Source organism: Algibacter mikhailovii (genome assembly GCF_014651495.1).
Classification (GTDB): Bacteria; Bacteroidota; Bacteroidia; order Flavobacteriales; family Flavobacteriaceae; genus Algibacter_E; species Algibacter_E mikhailovii.
In genome coordinates, this window is sequence record NZ_BMWZ01000004.1 from 204,044 (window position 1) to 223,853 (window position 19,810).

Below are 19,810 nucleotides of genomic sequence, written 5' to 3' on the forward strand. Positions count from 1 at the left end.
TGTACATGACGGTAAAACCTTTCTTCAGCATTGCTTTTCTATTGCTCACGTATTCTACGTTGGCGCAAGATTCAATCCAAAGATATACAGCTTCCAATAAAGGAAAGTTCTTTGTGAGTTGGGGTGGCAATAGGGAGTCCTATTCTAATTCTGATATTAGCTTTAAAGGAGAGCATTATGATTTTATAATAAAAGACGTATCCGCTGCAGATCGGCCTAAAGGTTGGCATATTGATTATATCAATCCTACAAGGTTAACCATTCCCCAAACAAATTTTAAAGCAGGGTATTTTATCTCAGATAATTATACAGTTTCTGTTGGGCTAGACCATATGAAATATGTGATGAATAACAACAAAACGAAAAACATTGACGGCTATATCAATTTGCCCGATACTGAATCAGGATCAATATATAATGGGACTTATAACAATGAAGCCTTTTTTGTATCTGATGATTTTCTTCAATTTGAGCATACTGATGGTTTAAATTATATTTATGCAGAATTTTCTAGATATGATGACATCTCTAAGTTATTTAAACTCCCGAACACGGATAAATTTCAAATAAATCTTACTGAGGGTTTGGCTGCCGGTATGCTATACCCCAAAACTAACTCCAAACTATTACAAAAAGACAGGTATGACCAGTTTCATCTAGCAGGCTATGGTCTTTCTGCTCATGCTGGTATCAACTTTACCTGCTTCAAACACTTTTTTTTACAATTAGACCTCAAAGGGGGCTATATCAATATGCCCGATATAAGAACCACAAATAATTCAATAGATAGTGCTTCACAGCATTTCTTTTACATACAACGCGTTGTTTCTTTTGGAGGAATTTTTAGAATTTAGAGAAACCATGCTTTATTACTTTTACCTAGTAGGTGTGTAGCCTTTTTAAGTAATTCTATAAAGTTTTGATAATCTAAATCTTCAATAGTTTTTAATTGAATAGAACGCACTTGTTTCCTATTGTTATCATTTCTTAAAATAGGAAAGTCGTTTTCTAAAAGCACACCCTGAACAAACGCCACATCTACATAATCTTTTCCTTTTAAAATGTTCAAATATACCATAGGCTTTTTATCAATATTATAAAAAGGGATTTTATAACTATACTTCTCCTCTACCTCTGGTAATGTATTTATAATAATACTTCTAACATAAAGCAATATAGATTGATAGGGCTCTTTTTGGTTTATAAAATATTCATCAACTGGTTTCAAAAGCTATGATTCAATTATTATTTTCAAACTTAATAATTTTATAGGCTTTAATAAAGCATTATTTGACTATACTTTCAATGCAAAAACATACAATTAATGCAAAATTTTAATACCTTTATATTATAACCAAACATCATCCAAAAATATGTCTACAAACCATTTAAACAAATATTTGTTTCTTTGCTTCGCCATATGCTTATACCTTTGTAGCACGAGTAAGGTTCTTGCCCAAAGCTATTCCACTGTTGAGGGAGATTCAATTAACCCAAGAGCATATATAACTGCCGGATATTACTTTCCTGCAATAAACACCTCACTTAGAATTGATACGGCTCTAGGAATAGGAACTGAAATAGGTCTAGAAGACTTAGGATTAGAAGAAGACAAAAGTGTTTTTAAACTCGATGGTGTTATTCGGGTTTCACCTAAATCACAGTTAGCTATTACCTACACTAACATAAACAGAGAAAGCACAGCGCTACTAGAAAGGGACGTTACCGTAGGAGATAGCACATTTCTAAAAGGTTCAGGTGTAGGGATTTTGTTTGATGTCGATTATTACGCAGTCACCTGGAGGTATTCCTTTTACAATAAAAAGAATTGGAATGCTGGATTATCTTTAGGGGCAAGAGCTGTATCTATAAATACTGGTTTTGGCGCCAAAATAAATGAGAGGACTTATACTGAATCAACTTCAATAACAGCACCGGCCATTCTCTTTGGTGTTCATGGCAGTGCCTACCTTACTCCTAAATTATTAGCCAGATATTCATTAGAATATTTTTATCTTAGTGTTAGTGGTATAGATATTAATGTTGTTGAATCAAATGCCGCTGTCCATTACTTTTTCTTTAAAAATTTCGGTTTAGGAGCTGCGTATTCAACAAATAGCTATAGAGTTAATGATGTACCTTTAGGCGATGACTTTAATGGAAAAATTGATTTTAGTTTTGGTGGTTTTAATTTGTTTTTAACGGCTAGGTTTTAGTGAAATTTATTAGGTTCTTTTTTATTTAACAAATAAAGGTTAACAGGTTTTAAAAATTAAACTTTTATAAAAATTAACAAATAGATATCTCATTGTCGTTTTATTTTGAATGATTTCTTGGCAACACTTCTTCAGGAAAAGGAAACAAAATAGTAGAATTCTTCTCAGCTGCAATGTTCGATAAAGTCTGATACAATCTTAATTTTATTGCAGATGGCGATTGATCAATTAATTTACCGGCTTCTAATAACTTACCAGCTGCTTGCTCCTCAGCTAACGCTAAAATAATACGTGCACGTCTAGAACGCTCTGCCTCTGCTTGATTAGCCATCATACGTTTCATGTTTTCTGGAAGCTGTATGTCTTTTATTTTAACATCAATAATTTCAATGCCCCATTCTTTAGTTGCAATCTCAACAATGCTTTTAATATTCTTCCCCATTTCTTCCCGTTTTGATAAAATAGTATCCAGTTCAACCTTACCGCAAACATCTCTAAGTGCAGCTTGAGATAATTGCGTAATAGCAAAATTATATTCTTCCACTTCTAAAACGGCTTTTTCTGGACTTTCAATTTTAAAAAACACGACACCATCAATACTACATGGTACATTATCTTCAGTCATGACTTCTTGTGAGACTATATTAATAGTAATGACGCGAATATCAACTTTCTGAATAGTCTCAATAATTGGAATAATCCATCTAAATCCGGGCTTTAAAGTTTTAATGTATTTACCAAACCTAAATTTTAAAGCGCGTTTATATTCAAAAATTACTCGTATGCCAGAAAACAAGAATACAAGAAAAAGAAGCGTAAATAATAATAGTGGATTCATGATATATTAATTTAAGTTAACACTAAATAAATAGAACTATAAGTTCGTTTATTTCTAAGAACTTAAAAATGATATATATCATTTACCTTTTAAAAGTTGACTTGAACTTGAATAAATTATTAAAACCAAAATCTTTTAATTAAACAGGAACCTCAAAAGCAAAGAAAAACCATCAAAAGCAAGCTATTGATGGTTTTATAATTATTACTAGGTTTTAAATTTCTTCTGATTTATTCCTTACCCTCTAGATAATTCTGCAAATAATCAAAACGCTCGGTAAGTAGTCCGTTTTCGGTCATTTTAGCACGCTGTAAAACACCATCTTTATCGTTATTATAAAACGCCGGTATAACGTGTTCAAGAAATTGCTCTCCAAAACCTTCACTGGCATCTTGTGGTAATTCACAGGGTAAATTATCAACAGCCATTACCGTTATAGCTTTTTCGTTATTATAGTCTATTTCTGCTTCTGACTCAGGATCATACCCATATATAGGATCTGCAATAGTAGATGCTCTTAAGGTGGTCGCCACTGGACCATCAACATCACAACTGATATCTGCTACTACTTTTATATTGAAATCAGGCGACTTCACATCCTCCTTAGTATATAAATAGGGCGCACCATCTCCGTAAAAATGACCTGCAATATAGAAGTCACTTACTTTTGCAAATCTCATAAAATCAGATTCATATTTTTCAGGGTGATTAAAAAAATCAAAAACATCTGTCACCAAATTACCGTCCAATCGTTTATTATAGTCAAGCACGTCTATTTTACAATACACAGGTTCATCAAAATTTTTATTGAGATAATTTTCAACTGAAACCGATTTGATGCCCATAGCATTCAACATTTCTTGGGCGCCATTTGATACTTTTCCACTCCCCGTGAGTAAAATTTTAATATTAGGTACCTCTATTTGATTTAACTCTTTTATTAAGGCTTGTTGATTTGGTAATGGTCCGGCTTTTGGTAATTGCCATGACTTATATTTCAATCCCCAGGCTCTAAAACCATTGTAGGCACCAACAATTCCTGCATAACGACCAAAACCTATAAGTCGGAACCCTTTTTCATTGATTATTGTTTCGTGGTCATATAATTCAATATTCTTTTCCAAAACAGCTTTTAATAGATTTCTATTATAGGGTTGTTTTTTAATGGTATGTGAAAAGAAGAAGTATTTCTTGTTAGCTATAAGAGCATCAATTGGCACTTCCTTAACACCAATCATAATATCACAATCTGAAACATCTTGTACAACTTCAAAACCAGCATCTCTGTATTCCTGATCGGAAAATACTCGAATATCTGAAGCCTCTACTTTAAAAGTGGCCTCGGGGAATTTATTTTTTGCTTCTACCAATTTTGATGGAGAAAATACAACGCGACGGTCAGGTGGGTTTTTGCGTTCTTTTATTATGGCAAATTTCATAAGCTTTATCTTTTATGCCCCCAAAAGAGGTAAATGTTTTCTTTTATGATATGTTAATGCTAGCAAAATACAATGTTTTAATTCTGATACGGGTAACTCATCCTCCAATTTAAACACAATTGCTCGTTTTCCTTCAAATTTAAATTCATTTTTGTAAATAGTCTTAAAAGTGGAGACAAGGCTTGAGGAACATTGAAAATAAAGGGCATATTGATTTGGGCTTTTTTCTTTCCAATCCATCCTGACGGTACTTCCGTACTTAGTAAGGTAACTTGGCTCCCCCCATTTTAAAGTTTCTTCTAAGTATTCAACACTACTTTCTTCTTTAGCTACTTCGAGAACCAGTTCTCTAAGGTAAAGCATTTTGGGTTTTATAGGCATGGGATATGTATTAAACACTTCTTTAGCCTTTGGATTACTGACAAGTTGCATGTACTGAAAGAATTGGAATAATTTTTGCTCTAAAGTAGTAGGATTTAAACGGAATTACAAACTTTTTGATACCTTTGCTGCCCGCGTTAAGGATTGAAGCGACATCCTTTTTTGCCGTTAAAAGCAAAAAAGATATAGCAGAAAGCCTGACCCGATAGGGTAACGCCACAATAGAAATAACTATTTAAATAATAATGGGGTCGACTGGTTTTGACAGCGAGATTAATTAAACGGTAAGCACGTCGTGTAATGGCATTGAAACACGTTAAAGGCTAGACCAAATTTTAAACGGCGAGAATAACTACGCTTTAGCTGCATAATCTGAATTATAGTAAGATTGGCCTAGGTACACAAGGTGTACAAGCTTTATGTCTCCGGAAAGCCTTGATTGACGGCGTTCCATTTTGAGGCATCGTAAATGTCAATATAGATTAGGTAGTACTTTGATGCCTTTTTGAAACTAAAGAAGTTAAGTTATAAGTGGGTTGTCTTTAACCAGCTTATAATCGAAAACCCAAGAAAAGAATAAACGTGTAGAAAGCCCTTTGGTTACTTGTTTGGACGAGAGTTCGATTCTCTCCGACTCCACTTTGTAGGGCCTCATAAAAAATATTTATGAGGCCTTTTGTATTATAATTTACTATGAAAGTTGAAGAATTAGTTGGTCAATATAAAGTCACTGGAAGCAATCAAGACGATAGCAAAAATACTTACCACGGAATACTTCATTTACAACTTGACCCCAGCAATAGAATTAAGGCTGACTGGCTCATTAACAAAGAGCAAAAACAGGAAGGCATTGGTTTTTTTAAAGACAATATTCTTGTTATTAACTTTACCTATCAAGGAGCCGATGAAAATAGTTATAGGGGTGTGGTGGTTTATAAATGTCTTAGCCAAAACATACTGGACGGATTTTGGTCTGAAGATTACGGGGATCCACATTTTTTAGGAACTGAACGATGTTTCAGAATTAATCCTTTAGAGCTTCTAGATTAACCCCTTTTTTGAACACTTTTATAAAGTTCTAATTAATATACCCGTAACCGTTTACTAAGTAAATGGCAACATCCCTTGTTGGATTCTCAAAAAAGTGGATAATTAATGTCAAGCATAAGCATGAAACCTATTATATTAATTTTTCTTGCTTTCATTCTCAAACTCTTCTTGTTGTTTTTGAACTTCCTTTAGCTTGTATTGATTCAGTTCTTTTTCAAGCTCTAAGACCTTTTGTTTCAATGTCGAATCTTGATTGTTAGAATCTATAGGTTTTGAGACCGCTTTCTTATATGATGTATTGGTTTTTTCATCAAATATGAGGGGCGTATTCGTAGGGATGCTATTAATAGTAATTTTTGCAGCCATGGGAGTATGTACCCCTTCATGTACCATTGATGCCTTTACTACTATAGTTCCTGACTGTTCTGTTGCCCTTATTAGCACTGGTGCTGTGCCCCATTCAACCGTTCTTGGATTAGCCATAATGTCTGAATCCCCTATTATTGTTCCTTCGCCTTCCACCTCAAATTTTATATGATTTTCAGTTAATCTTTTGACATTCCCATTATCATCAACAATAGAAGCAATCACCGGAACAAAATCAGATCCGTTTGCCGTAAGAGGAATACCATAATCTGCTAATTCTAATTTAATTCTTGTAATTCTATTGGTTGGCATTTTAGTAGCGCTCACGACGACTTTACCGTCAATTATACCTTCCGCTACAATAGTGGTTTCGGCATGTCTTTTTTTTCTGTACAAACTTTTAACTTCCATAAAATCATAGACATCCTCAAAAACCATAATTGGATTTGGCATATTAAAAGTTTCTCTGTCGTGTTTCATAGTAATGGTATCCTTTTGTAAGACTATTAGTCTTACTTCATCGCAATTGCTATAAACGGTAACATCTTTACTAGAAAAAGGAGACATCTCATGAGCAATGTACACCATAGGTTCGCTATCTTTTGCTTTTCGTTGCGCATTAAATAAGTAATATGAATATTTTGGCTGACGAAAAACATCTGCGATACCGCCATAAAACGGATCAGGATGATACCCCCTTTGATGATCAAACGCATGCCATAAAGCACCTCCAACGTGTTGGGCAGGCGTGCTGCTTATAGATTCCCAATTTGTAAATCTATAGGCTGTATTCGCATAATGATGGGCCTGAATTAACTGAGGAGATTCACCCCAATTTCTCGCGACTCTACTTGAAGAATTATGAGCGTTCCAATCATCAACATTGTCTCCCCACTCTCGCGTAAAAATACTTCTATTTTCCGCTCCATAATCAAACTTTATTTTGCTTGTATTTTTTCCCTTTGGGTCTGGCATCCAAACTTTGAACTTGTCTGCATATCTTGGATGATCATAGATAACATCAAAATACTCCATGCCTTTTGCTCTAGAATCACAAGCTGTGTAAGCCCCGGGATACGGATATTCTTCATGCACAATATTGTGTACGGTTTCTGCGAAATAATCTGGATAATGGGTTTCATTTAATATGGGTTCCCAGAGAATAACAGAGGCATGGTTTCTATCTCTTCTTACCATATTTCTTATATCTTGATAAACCAACTCCTGAAATTGCGTATTATCATCATTCCAAAACTGCCAGCCGGGAGTAGCTACAATAAAAAACAAACCCAAGACATCACAGGCATCCATAAACGCAGGATCAGCTGGGTAATGCGCAGCTCTTATGATTTCGCTTCCCGCTTCTTTTAAAATGAGGGCATCTCTCCATTGCCCAGAATTAGGTAAAGCATTACCCACATAAGCATAATCTTGATGACGATTTACACCCATAAGTTTTCCATCATAGGGTTCATTGTTTAAATAAAAACCTTCTTTTCCTCTAAACTCTATTTTTCTAATCCCAATTTTTTGCCTAACACCATCAATGATATTTTGATTCTGATTTTGTATTAATACTTCCAAGTTGTACAAGAATGGTGATTTTGGCGACCATAATTTTGGGGTTTTAACAAGGAGAATTTGTTCAACCTGAATATTACTCCGCGCCTTTATTGTTTCTGAAATAGTTTTGGTGGCTACTATATTATTGTCATCATCTTTTAAATTGTAGGTAATACTGATATCAAATGACTTTTTAGAATCATTTGATATATCGGTCTTGGTTATTACTTCTACACTTTTTTTAGTTAGATTTTCATAACGCACGAAAAGGCCACCACCCGCAACTTTATTGGCCGTATTTGGATTGGTCACGTAAACATTATTGGTAGCCAAAAGCCAAACATCTCTATAAATACCACCAAAATATGAAAAATCTAAAACGGTTTGGCTTTTCCCTGGCGGGTAATTTGGGTCATCACTATTATCTGCCCACACAGCCAAAACGTTTTCTTTATCTTTTAAAACTTTATTCGTTATGTCTATACTAAAAGGAAGATATCCGCCATAGTGCGTCGTTAATAACTCACCATTTAACCAGACTTTACTTTTGCCCATGATGGCTTCAAAATGTATAGTCAACTTTTTACCTAAAAGGTTTTTGGGTATAGTAAAGTGTTTTCTGTACCAAGCTTCACCTTGATAATTAGTGGACCCACTAGCCTCCGAAGCATTCAATTCCAAACCATGGGGTGTATTCACAACATTCCAAGTTGAATCATCAAAATCAGATAATTCTGCCCTTTCTATAACTCCTTTGTAAAAACGCCAACCAACATTAAAATCATATACTTGACGACCAGAATTTGGCACTTCAAAAAAACCGGCTTTCGAGTATTCTGGAGATTTAAGAAGCGCTTGTGCATTAAGCGTTACATTTACTAGAATTAAGCATATGAATTGAATTGCTAATTTATACATATAAGATTTGTTCTTTGATAATGTAATTTTTTTCTGAGATAGCTTTCTTAATAAAATAATGGCTTACCCTGATAATTTAATGTTTATTATCAAGGCATAAACATTTGCTGTTAGCAGGATTGATTAGCCAAAACAAACTATGTATTGCTAACGCAAAATAAAAGGCATCTAAGGTCTTAGCAAGATATATTCCAACGAGTAATTATATTCTCAAGGACCTTTGCTTTGACTAAAACCATATGTCTTGCCCTATAATTATTAACGATTTATTGTTTTAAAAATTTGATTACATTTCCGTTCTCAAGTTTTATTAGATATAATCCAACAGAAAGGTTTTGTAGATTGATTTTTTCGCTGTTTGTGATATTTCCGCTAGCCATTTCTGTGCCAATAATGTCAAAAATTTTATAATTTGTATGGCCTTTTAAGCCTTTAAGGGAAATATAATTCTGAGCAGGATTTGGAAATGCTGTGATATTATGAGTATCAAATGTATTAGTGCTCAACGTAGTAAGATTAACGGGGTAGAATGTGCCTCCTTTTGGTAAAACAGAGTGCGTATCAAAAGGGATTGAATTTTCATGTCTTACGGGAATGTATACTAAGTTTGGATCACTAAATGTTACATTATCATTATTGTTTCTTTCAATACAATCGTTTCTAAAAATGGCGTCTGTTCCCGGAGGATCTTGATGCTGAATTGACCACGGCCCCATCATGGAATGATATTGAGTATTGAGTTCAGGGTTGAGACGTGAAATATTCTGCTCAACAAGATTATAGCCCGCATTACTATCGTGGAAATTAAAATCCTGTTCCACATTGTTCTGATAAAACACATTGTGATGGCAATATTGACGTTGAATAGTAATATGTCTTAATCTGGTAACAAATGTATTATATATTAGGGTGTAACTTCCTGCAATTTGAAAATATCCGTGTCCACCACTACCCTTATTCCATGACCCTTCAAAGTGGCAATCTCTTATAGTTATATGATTACTATTCCAGGATGTAAATGGACAATTTCCAACATTAATAATCTTAACTTTATCCAGCCAGCAATTTTTTGTTCCGCCTCCCATATATACGGCATTTATTAAATAATTTGGTTTTTGATCTGACATCCTCATTGATGGTGTACCGTAAACCCCTTGTATGGTCATATTTTCAATACCAGCATTTTGAACACCAAACCTAATCGCTTCCCCACTAGTGCCCTGCATAGTTATATTTAACACTACACCACTTTGACTTTCACCAACAACTCGAACCTTAGACTTCATATTAATTCTGCTATCTATAGTGTAGTTCCCATTGTTTAAAACCAATTGTCCGCCTCCCTGACGGGCAACATCAGTAATTGCCGCATTTATTCCATTACTGTCTGTGGCATCTATTGTTTTCTTTATTGGAGAAGTTGAAAGAAAAGGGATACCCCCTACAACTCCCGCTTTAGCCCACTCACGCATTTCAGGATAATTAGTGTCATCAAATTTATCTTCATAAAATGTAACGCCAGGATCACCCACACGTAGTTGTGAGAAGCCCTTTGAAGAAGAAAGAATTAAAAACGCTAAAAATAAATAGGTATTGATTGTTTTCATTGCATGTTATGTTATTAATCTTTTGTTGAGAAATGCCAATTATAAAACACCTTTTTTTGAAGAATAATTATTTTATTACTACTTCAAAAAATACTTAAAGGCATCATATAATTATATCGTAAAAAACTTTTAGAAACTTTGGAATCTCGGTGAGCTACCTTCGAAATAAAGTAACCGCATAATTCTCTTTTTACATATCGCGGTAAACTTTTTCCATTATTTAATTTAACCTAAAAAAGGCTATGTTAACATAGCCTTTTTTTAAGTGTACAAAATATTTTTACTTCACCAATATTTTTCTATTTAAAACACCCCCTTCTTGTGATTCAATTTTCAAAAGGTATAGGCCTTTTGCAAAATCACGAACATGTATTGACTGTGTATCGTTGCTTTCATATACCACCTTACCTACGATATCATAGAGTACAACATTTTTAAATGTAACATTGTTACTAAGTTTCTTGATGTTTAATACATCACTTACAGGGTTTGGATAAACACTTAAACCACTAGCCAAAACGTTATCCTGAGAAGATAATGTAGTTTTTGTAGTCCAACTTAACTGAGCCATAGCAATATTTGGCTTATCACCTGCACAATCACCAGTAGTACAAACCGCTTCTATATCCAAACTAAAGGCTCCATCAATATCAAGATTATTAACAGTAAAATCTGCATACCCTAAAGTATTATCTCCTGCATCACCTGTTCCTTGAGAAGTTTTTCCTGGACTTGTTCCAACATCTTCACCATTAACAAAAATTTTAACACTTCTAAGGACAGTACTTGATGTTCCCCAAAAAGCAGCAGTATGGACCGTTATACTAGTAACCCCTCCAGGTAAGTCAGTAGCCTTAAGAAGAAAAGTACGTACTGGCTCATCATTCTCTACTTCTCCAGCTCTACCACGTATCGATCCAGGCATAGGATTTCCTCCTTCATTTCTTCTTCCTGGAATTTCAAGATAGCCATTTAAGAAATAATCATATCCAGTAACACCACTTGTATAAGGAAAATCCTTACTTGACCAACCATCTACATATGGTACGCCAAAGTTGTTTTTAAAATCAGTAAATGTTTCTGTTACTGTAGTTTGCGCTTGTGCTAAACTTATAGTTAACATCAAAGCACATAATAATGTAATTTTTTTCATAATGTTTTTAGTTATTAGTTTTTAATAAATTATTTATCGAGGATAAAATTAGAAGATATTGACCTGATTTAAGAGGGGGGGTTTGCTTCTTTTAGAGGGTGTATTTGTTTTTACCACATTAAAAAACAATTAGTTAACAACAAAAGACACGTGTTCATTTATTTTAACCAAAACAGACTGTTTTTAATGCATTCTCTATTAAAAGTTTATGATTGAAACCATGAAGATGTGAAAGGTGTATGCATAATTAATACTTCAATTTCAAATTTTTAAGGCTCAGATAAAAAAAGAACAAACACATGTTTGAATTCTTATTTAGCTAAAAAGACTTTTTAATAGCATTACAAGACATTCATCATTAATCATTTTAGATATGCACAGCTATTATGTTTATGACTATGAGTAATAAGAAAAATAACGGAGGAATTAAGGACTCGTTTTTCAAAATATTTGTTGGTCTTATAAATAGCAGAATTACCGATCTGTAAAGATTCTTACTGGAGTCATTGACTGCGGTAAGCCCTTGAAGTAAAAAGTAGGTTGAATGCTCTTTTTATTTTATTATGTGCTCTACCTACGGCTCCTTACAGAATAGAACACCTCTAAACAATCAATTTTCAGGAAAACTTCTAGTAAATATTTAATGTCTTGATCATGAGATATTGCTTTTTTAAGGAAACAAAAATGCCGGTAACATAAATATTCCATTTTAATGATTAAAATAAAAACGCTTCCGGCACATAGTTTAAACTATCTAACCCACAATATCAAGATTTAAAATAACAGGTAAATATTAGTTTGGTAATTTCAATTTTTGCAATAATTATTTGTAATCATCCATTTTGGTAATTTACCCCCTAATCTCAATTTCAATTGTTCCTCAAACAATGATTCAGGTTTTACCTTAGTTCCTAAACCTTCCAATATTTGTATTTCGTTTTCTTTAAAAGTAGTATCAGATCCATGAAAACCGACAACAATTGGTGGCACTATTCTCCACCACCAAGTGTCAGTCGCTACAAATTTAAAATTAGACTCAGGTTCATCAATTTCTTTAAAGTTCCACAATACTAAATACCTTCCATGGTTAGGTAAATTAAACCGGGCACCTCCTGCTCTGCCTGCAAAGAAACCTCCTTCTACATTATCAAAAAGGGTGCATCTAGGTTGAGATGCATGCGCCTCGAAAGAGGTGTGTGATGGATATTTCGATCTCCAAATTACAGTGCCTGTATTACTTCCTCCTCCTACACCAACAGCATGATGCATCCCACTCAAATCATTAATTTTTGCTAATAAAATACCTGTTGACCCTTCAGAATGAACAGAGCTATGCCCTATGTTACCTTCAATAGTTATGTTTAAGGCAGTACAAGCAGCCGATTTACTAAAAGAAAATGCATTATTGATATTTTTAAATGTGCAATCCTTAACCCAAGAATTAACACTTTTTGAAACACATAATATACTCCATCCACCATCGTGTTTTGCTGATTTATGATGCTCAAATTCTTCTTTCCAATTCCCTTCAAAAGTTAAATTCTCAAAACCAATTTCTTCAACATGTTCAAAACTTAAAATTTCCCAATGATGTTTTGCCTTAACATCGTAGTGTATAGGTTCATAAAACGTAATTACGTTATTATTTACTGAGGCTACTTGATGACGCTCATTCACAATGACACCTTCTTCTAGAATTGAGGTCCATTCTGGCTCGGCCTTTAAAGGTTGAATATCATAAGATATTAAATCTGAGTCATTATTAGATACTGATAAAATGACCCAATCATTCTTATTTATTTTGCTCGCATCAGATAGGGTAACCGTGAAAGTTTCTCTCTTAGCATCAGAAATGACATCTGCCAATTTTACACTATTACCATTTGCCTTAACTACAATCATATTTGGAGTTGTCCAAAGTTTGTCAGGTTCTGTTGGCTCAAGGTTATTTTCAAAAAACAAAATAGACTCCCCTTGCTCCTCTCCCCTAAAAACGATATTTGATGCATCAATCTCTATGGGTTTATGATCATCGTCTTTTGTAAACAAATGATAGGTTCCTTTGGGAAAGAACACAATACCACTACCTTTTTTTTTCGCAGCTTTTATGGCATTTAACACGGCTCTTTTATCTGATTTATTATCATTGGGAATAGCTCCATAATCTAAAACATTAAATACCTCATGACCCTTTGTAGGTAAAGCCGTTTCACTGTATTTATATCCAGCATATGAAAAATCGGGTAAAATGGCCTCAATCCCTGTTTCTTTTGCCGTTTTAAAATCTTCCCAAACGCTCTTTTCTTGAGAAACAATAGGTATATAATATAGACATACTATCGCTAGAAGCAAATTTTTAAAAATCATCATCTTGTTTTAAAGATTAAAGTTTTTATATCTTAACAATGCTTCTAAATAATAATAGTCTGCGTAAATTAAGGGCACATCAATTTCGCTCTGATGAGGTATACTGCCAACGCTATGTTTTAAGACAAAATGATGATTTTCTCCCAGCTTAGCCATATACTGAGGGGATGCCAATGAATTCATGGTTTTGTCTACAAATGTTTTATATGTATTATCCGTATATTGGTTTAATTCAATCAATGCAGAAAGCGTAACTGCAGAGGCTGAAACATCCCTAGGTTCATCAGGTAGATTTGGTGCATTATAGTCCCAATATGGTACTCCATCCTCGGACAAATCTTTATAATTAATGATATAATCTGCAATTTTTATTGCTTGATTTAAATATTTTTCATCTCCTGTAAACCTATAGCACACCGTAAACCCATACAAACCCCAAGCTTGACCTCTAGCCCATGAACTTTCATTAGCATAACCCTGTGCTGTTTGTTTACTACGAACTTCTCCAGTATTGGGATTATAGTCTACCACATGTACAGAACTATTATCCGCTCTGTAGTGATTTTTAAGCGTTGTATTAGCATGTTTCTTAGCCATTTCGCTATAGGTGGTATCACCTGTTAATTCACTCGCTTTGAACAATAATTCTAAATTCATCATATTATCAATGATTACAGGGTATTGCCAATCGCGTTTAGATTGCCAGCCTTCATCTACATCCCAGCTTTTTATACATCCCACTTTAGAATTGAACCTTTTAGATAAAGCATCTGCTGCTGTAACAAGCACCTTTGAATAGCCTTCATTATTTGTTAGCCTTAACCCATTGCCATAAGAAGAATTAAAAACAAAACCTAAATCATGATTTGAGGTGTATACCTGATGAGCCTCAAATTTAGATTGGAATTTTTCGGCCGCATTTTTCCATTTTTTGTCTTTTGTTGCTTCATATAAATACCAACATGTCCCTGGAAAAAATCCTTCCGTCCAGTCAAAACCCGGATTTACCCATTTTACTTCATTATGTTCTACAGTCCGAGGTATATTATCTGCGCGCTCAGCATCCTGAAGTAACAAGGACAATTGACTATTTATAAAGGTTATTTGATCATCAATATTAACCATTTTTGAGTCTCTTTTTTCAACATCAAGTAATTCACTTTTTTCACTAATTAATTCATTTTTTTTACTTTTTGATGCACAAGAGTATAATAGGTTAATAAAAACTAATACAAATACCACTTTAATTATTTTCATACTTTAAATTTTTTTGACGTATTGAAATTTCCTATTGAACAGTAATAAAGAAATCTATAAACAGAACATTAATGACTCCTGACAAATTTCAATAATGTAAGAAAATAAAAGGGGGAGCTAAATAAATAATAAGGGGGGGCATTTTGCCTATTTCAATAGATTTGGGCGTTTTTTTTACAAAAAACATGCTCCAATCATGTAAATTGAACTGAACATTACATTAACAATTCGAAGGTTTTTTGATGCTATGAAGAGTAACATAATTTCGTACAACTTAAATTAAGGTCATTATTTCATTAAGAATATTATAACGTTGTTTTTGAGTTATTCTAATGCATCCATTGTATCCTACAAATCTTTATCGCAAAAAACTTACAACAGGTTGGTTTTTATAAAGTATTTCTTTTTTGCTCTAAATTCTTGTAATGAATTCTATTAAATTTTACTATATTTTGGAACTATTCAAAAGTATAAAATTGACGCTCTTCAGCGTTCCAAAAATTTTTGTTCACCAAGATTTTAATAATGAAATTTAATTTTTTTATAAGCTTTATCGCCTTTTCTCTGCTGTCCCAAATATTTTATGGTCAAAGCTCAAATATTGACATAAAAAATTTAAAATTAAAACACATTTCCTTAGAACAGGGTTTATCTCAAAGTTCAGTGCTTTCTATTTTGCAAGATAAAAATGGCTTTTTATGGTTTGGAACTAGAGATGGATTGAATAAATATGATGGCCATAATTTTAAAACGTACAAGCATATATCCAATGATTCTACGTCTTTAAGTAATAACTATATAAAAGCACTCTATGAAGATGATCACGGTAACATGTGGATAGGTACAAGTAATGGCCTAAATCTTTATGTAGAAAGTGAAGATAACTTTCAGCGTTTTATGCAAACCAATAACATTTCCAACAATGAAATCTCAAATATTATTAAAGATGATTCAGATCATTTATGGGTTGCTACCTACCATCAACTGAAGAGTTTTAGTATTAAGGAGAAACGAATTATTGATAATCGAGGAATTAAATTAGACACCCCAATTAGGGCCATACTAAAATCTGAAGATGGTAAATTATGGATTAAAACCACCACAGCTGTTGGAACATATGATTTCAATAATAAAACCCTAAAAAGACACACACTTAATGCAAAAGGAATAAATGACTTAAACCTTAATATTATTTCATGTTTGTATGAAGATCGTTCAAAAAATATATGGCTAGGCTATAAAAATGGATTAGCCTTATTAAATAAAGAATCAAACACTTTTGAGGTTTACAGCATTAATAAAAATCAAAAATCCTCAATTAATGATAACGTAAGAAGTATTCATGAAGATTACCATGGAAATTTATGGATAGGAACTTATAATGGTCTTTATATCCTTAACGCCAACAAAACATCAATTGAACATTTTCAGCATAATGAAGACAACAATAGTAGTTTAAGTCAAAATTCTGTATTTAAAATTTTCGAAGACAGTAAAGGTGATATTTGGATAGGTACTTATGCAGGTGGCATTAATTATTACGATAGAAATTATGATTCGTTTAAATTATTTTCACCGGGAGGTAAAAACACTTTAAACTATAAGGTGGTAAGTTCAATTGTTGAAGACGGTAGAGATAATTTATGGATAGGAACGGAAGGTGGTGGATTAAATTATTACAATGATACCACGGGGAATTTTGAATATTTTATTCATAATCCGAAGAACAAAAACAGTCTAAGTAGTAATAACGTAAAGGCGATTACAAAAGATGTTAAAGGGAATCTCTGGGTTGGAACTTTTGACGGCGGACTAAATTTTATCAATATTCAAAACAACAAGAAAAATTTTCAGCATTTTAAAAATATTCCAAATGACACCACAAGCATAAGTAATGATAGAGTTACAGCTCTTTGCGAAGATGACAATAATAATATTTGGTTAGGCACTAGAGGTGGTGGAGTTAATATTATCAATAAAGATTCAAAACGAGTTACCAGATTAAAACCCCATTCAAAATATTCAAAAGATTTTGTAAACGTCATTACAAAGTCATTAAATACTAATATTCTATATATTGGAGGTAATGAAGGCTTGTATGAAATTGATATTTACACACAAAAAATTAACCCTATAAATTTTAGATCAGATGATAATGTGTTTACTAAAACACCAGTAATTAGTATTTATGAAGATAATACTCAAAATTTATGGATTGGCACTGAAGGCAACGGATTGTATTATTATGATAAAAAAACAAAAATCAGCAGTAATTACGGGATTGCAGAAGGATTACCAAGTGAAATAATCTACGGCATATTGGCACATGAGAATAACTTATGGCTGAGTACTAATCAGGGCCTAAGTAAATTCGATTTAACAACAAAAAAAGTAAAAAACTTTGATGCGTCAGATGGTATTCAAGGTAACGAATTTAATTATGGCGCTTATTTAAAAACTAAAAACAACAAACTATTTTTTGGAGGCGCGAATGGGTTAACCATTTTTAATCCCGATGATATAACAGGGAATTCATTTATACCTCCAGTTTTAGTCACTGATATTCGGATTAATAATGAATTACATTATCCAAAATACACAAAAACACTTAAATTAAATCATAAACAGAATGTGTTTAGTTTTAATTTTGTTGCATTAAGTTATTCCAAACCCACGAAAAACCAATACGCTTATAAACTTGAAGGATTCGATAAAGACTGGATTTACATTGGCAATAGGAGGTCTACAACATATACAAATATTGACCCAGGAAAATACACGTTTAGAGTAAAAGCTTCAAATAGTGATGACTTATGGAATGGAAAGGGTGATGAAGTTTTTATAGAAATCTTTCCAGCACCTTGGAAATCATGGTGGGCCTACTTATTGTATATGCTTGTACTCTCAGGTATTGCGTTTTTAATAAGAAAATATTATTTACAGAGACTAACTGAAAGAAAAGAGCTTATAAGGGAACGCGAAGAAAAAGAAAAAATCAAAGAAATAAACGCATTAAAACTTCAATTATTCACCAATATCTCACATGATTTCAGGACGCCTTTAACCCTTATTGTTGCGCCTTTGGAGAAAATGATTGAAGATCATAAAAACATAACTTTAGCCTCTATACAGAAACAGCATACAGTTATGCATAGAAATGCCATGATCTTATTACAGCAAATAAATCAATTTTTAGATTTTAGAAAAAATGAATCCGGACAGTTTAAATTAGAAGCTTCCAAGTCAAATATTATAACTTTTATAGACGATATTAAAAAATCTTTTGACGAATTAGCTGTTGAAAAAAATATTAATTTCAAACTAAAAACTACAGAAGACAATATAGAAGTCTGGTTTGATAAAATTAAACTTAGAAAAATTATTTACAACCTCTTATCTAATGCTTTCAAGAACACACCTAATGATGGTGACATTATTATCAACATTTCAACAACTGAGAAATTTTTTAAGGATGATAAGATTACCGCGGGCGTCAAAATAAAAATTTGTGATACAGGTATCGGTATTTCTAAAGAAAACTTAAAGTTTATTTTTGAAAGATTCTACAATCTTGATAAAAAACACGGGGGCTCTTTAGGCACTGGAATTGGCTTATCATTAACCAAAAGCCTTGTGTCTTTGCATAAAGGGTATATTGATGTAAAAAGTGAAATTGGAAAGGGCACTTGTTTTACCGTTTTACTCCCACTTGGTAATTCCCATTTAAGCAAACAAGAAATTATTAAGAAAGATTCAACCAATACAATGGACTATGGGGTCTATAATAAGCCCTTTGAATTATTAGAAAAAAGGGACACTCAAAATGAGGCTAACATAGTTGATTCTGACGAATCTTTGCCAACCATTTTAATTGTTGAAGATAATACTGATGTTAGAGATTTATTAAAAAGTATTTTTATTAATAGTTTTAATATCCTTGAAGCAAAAAATGGCAAAGTTGGTCTAGAATTGGCGAATAACCATACTATAGATGTTGTAATAAGTGATATCATGATGCCATTTATGGATGGCATAGAACTTTGTGAAACTATAAAGACCAACATAAATACGAGTCATATCCCTGTAGTCTTGTTAACTGCAAAGACTTCCAAAGAATCGGAGAAATCAGGCTATGAGACTGGTGCCGATTTATACATAGCTAAACCATTCAATCCAAATTTATTGTTTACTCAGGTAAATAATATTATACTTTCAAGAAAAAGTTTAATTGAAAAATTTAGAAAAGACATTATTATAGAACCAAAGGCTATAGCGGCTACCTCTGCTGACGAATTATTTTTAGAAAAAGTATTTAATGTAGTTATGGAAAATTTATCTAATCCAGATTTTTCAGTCTACAACCTTGCCGATATGCTAAATATGAGTAGGTCTATACTTTACAAAAAAATAAAGGCCTTAACTGGACAGTCTATTTATGATTTCATCAAAACAATAAAACTTAAACATGCAGGTCAACTTCTTGTTTCTAGAAAAGATTTAAATATTTCCCAAATTGCTTATGAAATTGGTTTTGTAGATTTAAAACACTTTAGGAAATTGTTTAAAAACCTATTCAACGAACTACCTTCAGAATACAGGAATAACCCAAAAAACTATGAGGATAAAGAACCAAAAGAAAAATAAATGATTAGTAA

13 protein-coding genes and 1 other RNA gene are annotated in these 19,810 nt (G+C 32.9%); 5 read left to right on the forward strand and 9 right to left on the reverse strand.

Annotated features, from left to right (window positions below; translation table 11 throughout):
- Positions 1-5 precede the first annotated feature (5 nt).
- Positions 6-854, forward strand: a complete 849-nt coding sequence (locus tag IE051_RS09630; protein ID WP_189360568.1) for a hypothetical protein — start codon at positions 6-8, stop codon at positions 852-854.
- Here IE051_RS09630 and IE051_RS09635 read toward each other — a convergent pair.
- Positions 851-1,228, reverse strand: coding sequence for a DUF1801 domain-containing protein (locus IE051_RS09635; RefSeq protein WP_189360569.1), 378 nt, complete (start codon positions 1,226-1,228; stop codon positions 851-853). The genes IE051_RS09630 and IE051_RS09635 overlap by 4 nt on opposite strands.
- Before the next feature lie 145 nt (positions 1,229-1,373).
- Between IE051_RS09635 and IE051_RS09640 the strand changes: the two genes are divergently transcribed.
- Complete coding sequence (locus IE051_RS09640; RefSeq protein ID WP_189360570.1) at positions 1,374-2,216, forward strand: hypothetical protein; 843 nt, start codon at positions 1,374-1,376, stop codon at positions 2,214-2,216.
- 100 nt (positions 2,217-2,316) lie between these two features.
- Here the strand turns inward: IE051_RS09640 and IE051_RS09645 are convergent, their stop codons facing one another.
- From IE051_RS09645 to IE051_RS09655, 3 genes are all read right to left on the reverse strand, one after another.
- Complete coding sequence (locus tag IE051_RS09645) at positions 2,317-3,054, reverse strand: slipin family protein (protein ID WP_189360571.1); 738 nt, start codon at positions 3,052-3,054, stop codon at positions 2,317-2,319.
- A gap of 230 nt (positions 3,055-3,284) precedes the next feature.
- Positions 3,285-4,493, reverse strand: coding sequence for an NAD(P)-dependent oxidoreductase (locus tag IE051_RS09650; RefSeq protein ID WP_189360572.1), 1,209 nt, complete (start codon positions 4,491-4,493; stop codon positions 3,285-3,287).
- A 12-nt stretch (positions 4,494-4,505) separates the two neighbouring features.
- The gene (locus tag IE051_RS09655; RefSeq protein WP_189360573.1) at positions 4,506-4,925 is read right to left on the reverse strand and encodes a DUF1801 domain-containing protein; all 420 of its coding nucleotides are present in this window, start codon (positions 4,923-4,925) and stop codon (positions 4,506-4,508) included.
- Between the two features lie 196 nt (positions 4,926-5,121).
- Here IE051_RS09655 and ssrA point away from each other — a divergent pair.
- Positions 5,122-5,516: a transfer-messenger RNA gene (ssrA, locus tag IE051_RS09660) on the forward strand.
- A gap of 51 nt (positions 5,517-5,567) precedes the next feature.
- Positions 5,568-5,924 carry a hypothetical protein gene (locus IE051_RS09665; protein ID WP_189360574.1) on the forward strand — a complete coding sequence of 119 codons (357 nt, stop codon included), beginning with the start codon at positions 5,568-5,570 and terminating at the stop codon, positions 5,922-5,924.
- Between the two features lie 135 nt (positions 5,925-6,059).
- On the opposite strand, the gene IE051_RS09670 is transcribed toward IE051_RS09665, so the two are convergent.
- The 5 genes from IE051_RS09670 to IE051_RS09690 form a co-directional block, all read right to left on the reverse strand.
- The gene (locus tag IE051_RS09670) at positions 6,060-8,771 is read right to left on the reverse strand and encodes a glycoside hydrolase family 2 protein (protein WP_189360575.1); all 2,712 of its coding nucleotides are present in this window, start codon (positions 8,769-8,771) and stop codon (positions 6,060-6,062) included.
- A gap of 266 nt (positions 8,772-9,037) precedes the next feature.
- Positions 9,038-10,378, reverse strand: a complete 1,341-nt coding sequence (locus IE051_RS09675; RefSeq protein WP_189360576.1) for a T9SS type A sorting domain-containing protein — start codon at positions 10,376-10,378, stop codon at positions 9,038-9,040.
- A gap of 280 nt (positions 10,379-10,658) precedes the next feature.
- Positions 10,659-11,531, reverse strand: a complete 873-nt coding sequence (locus IE051_RS09680; protein WP_189360577.1) for a T9SS type A sorting domain-containing protein — start codon at positions 11,529-11,531, stop codon at positions 10,659-10,661.
- A gap of 807 nt (positions 11,532-12,338) precedes the next feature.
- Positions 12,339-13,901, reverse strand: a complete 1,563-nt coding sequence (locus tag IE051_RS09685) for a DUF4955 domain-containing protein (protein WP_189360578.1) — start codon at positions 13,899-13,901, stop codon at positions 12,339-12,341.
- A 6-nt stretch (positions 13,902-13,907) separates the two neighbouring features.
- On the reverse strand, positions 13,908-15,155 hold the full coding sequence (locus tag IE051_RS09690) for a glycoside hydrolase family 88 protein (RefSeq protein ID WP_189360579.1): 1,248 nt from the start codon (positions 15,153-15,155) through the stop codon (positions 13,908-13,910).
- 525 nt (positions 15,156-15,680) lie between these two features.
- Here IE051_RS09690 and IE051_RS09695 point away from each other — a divergent pair.
- Positions 15,681-19,799 carry a hybrid sensor histidine kinase/response regulator transcription factor gene (locus IE051_RS09695; RefSeq protein WP_189360580.1) on the forward strand — a complete coding sequence of 1,373 codons (4,119 nt, stop codon included), beginning with the start codon at positions 15,681-15,683 and terminating at the stop codon, positions 19,797-19,799.
- Positions 19,800-19,810 lie beyond the last annotated feature (11 nt).

Coding starts and splice junctions, on each gene's coding strand:
- IE051_RS09630 (WP_189360568.1), top strand. CDS start 6: ATGACGGTAAAACCTTTCTTCAGCATTGCTTTTCTATTGCTCACGTAT.
- IE051_RS09640 (WP_189360570.1), top strand. CDS start 1,374: ATGTCTACAAACCATTTAAACAAATATTTGTTTCTTTGCTTCGCCATA.
- IE051_RS09645 (WP_189360571.1), bottom strand. CDS start 3,054: ATGAATCCACTATTATTATTTACGCTTCTTTTTCTTGTATTCTTGTTT.
- IE051_RS09650 (WP_189360572.1), bottom strand. CDS start 4,493: ATGAAATTTGCCATAATAAAAGAACGCAAAAACCCACCTGACCGTCGC.
- IE051_RS09655 (WP_189360573.1), bottom strand. CDS start 4,925: ATGCAACTTGTCAGTAATCCAAAGGCTAAAGAAGTGTTTAATACATAT.
- IE051_RS09665 (WP_189360574.1), top strand. CDS start 5,568: ATGAAAGTTGAAGAATTAGTTGGTCAATATAAAGTCACTGGAAGCAAT.
- IE051_RS09670 (WP_189360575.1), bottom strand. CDS start 8,771: ATGTATAAATTAGCAATTCAATTCATATGCTTAATTCTAGTAAATGTA.
- IE051_RS09675 (WP_189360576.1), bottom strand. CDS start 10,378: ATGAAAACAATCAATACCTATTTATTTTTAGCGTTTTTAATTCTTTCT.
- IE051_RS09680 (WP_189360577.1), bottom strand. CDS start 11,531: ATGAAAAAAATTACATTATTATGTGCTTTGATGTTAACTATAAGTTTA.
- IE051_RS09685 (WP_189360578.1), bottom strand. CDS start 13,901: ATGATGATTTTTAAAAATTTGCTTCTAGCGATAGTATGTCTATATTAT.
- IE051_RS09690 (WP_189360579.1), bottom strand. CDS start 15,155: ATGAAAATAATTAAAGTGGTATTTGTATTAGTTTTTATTAACCTATTA.
- IE051_RS09695 (WP_189360580.1), top strand. CDS start 15,681: ATGAAATTTAATTTTTTTATAAGCTTTATCGCCTTTTCTCTGCTGTCC.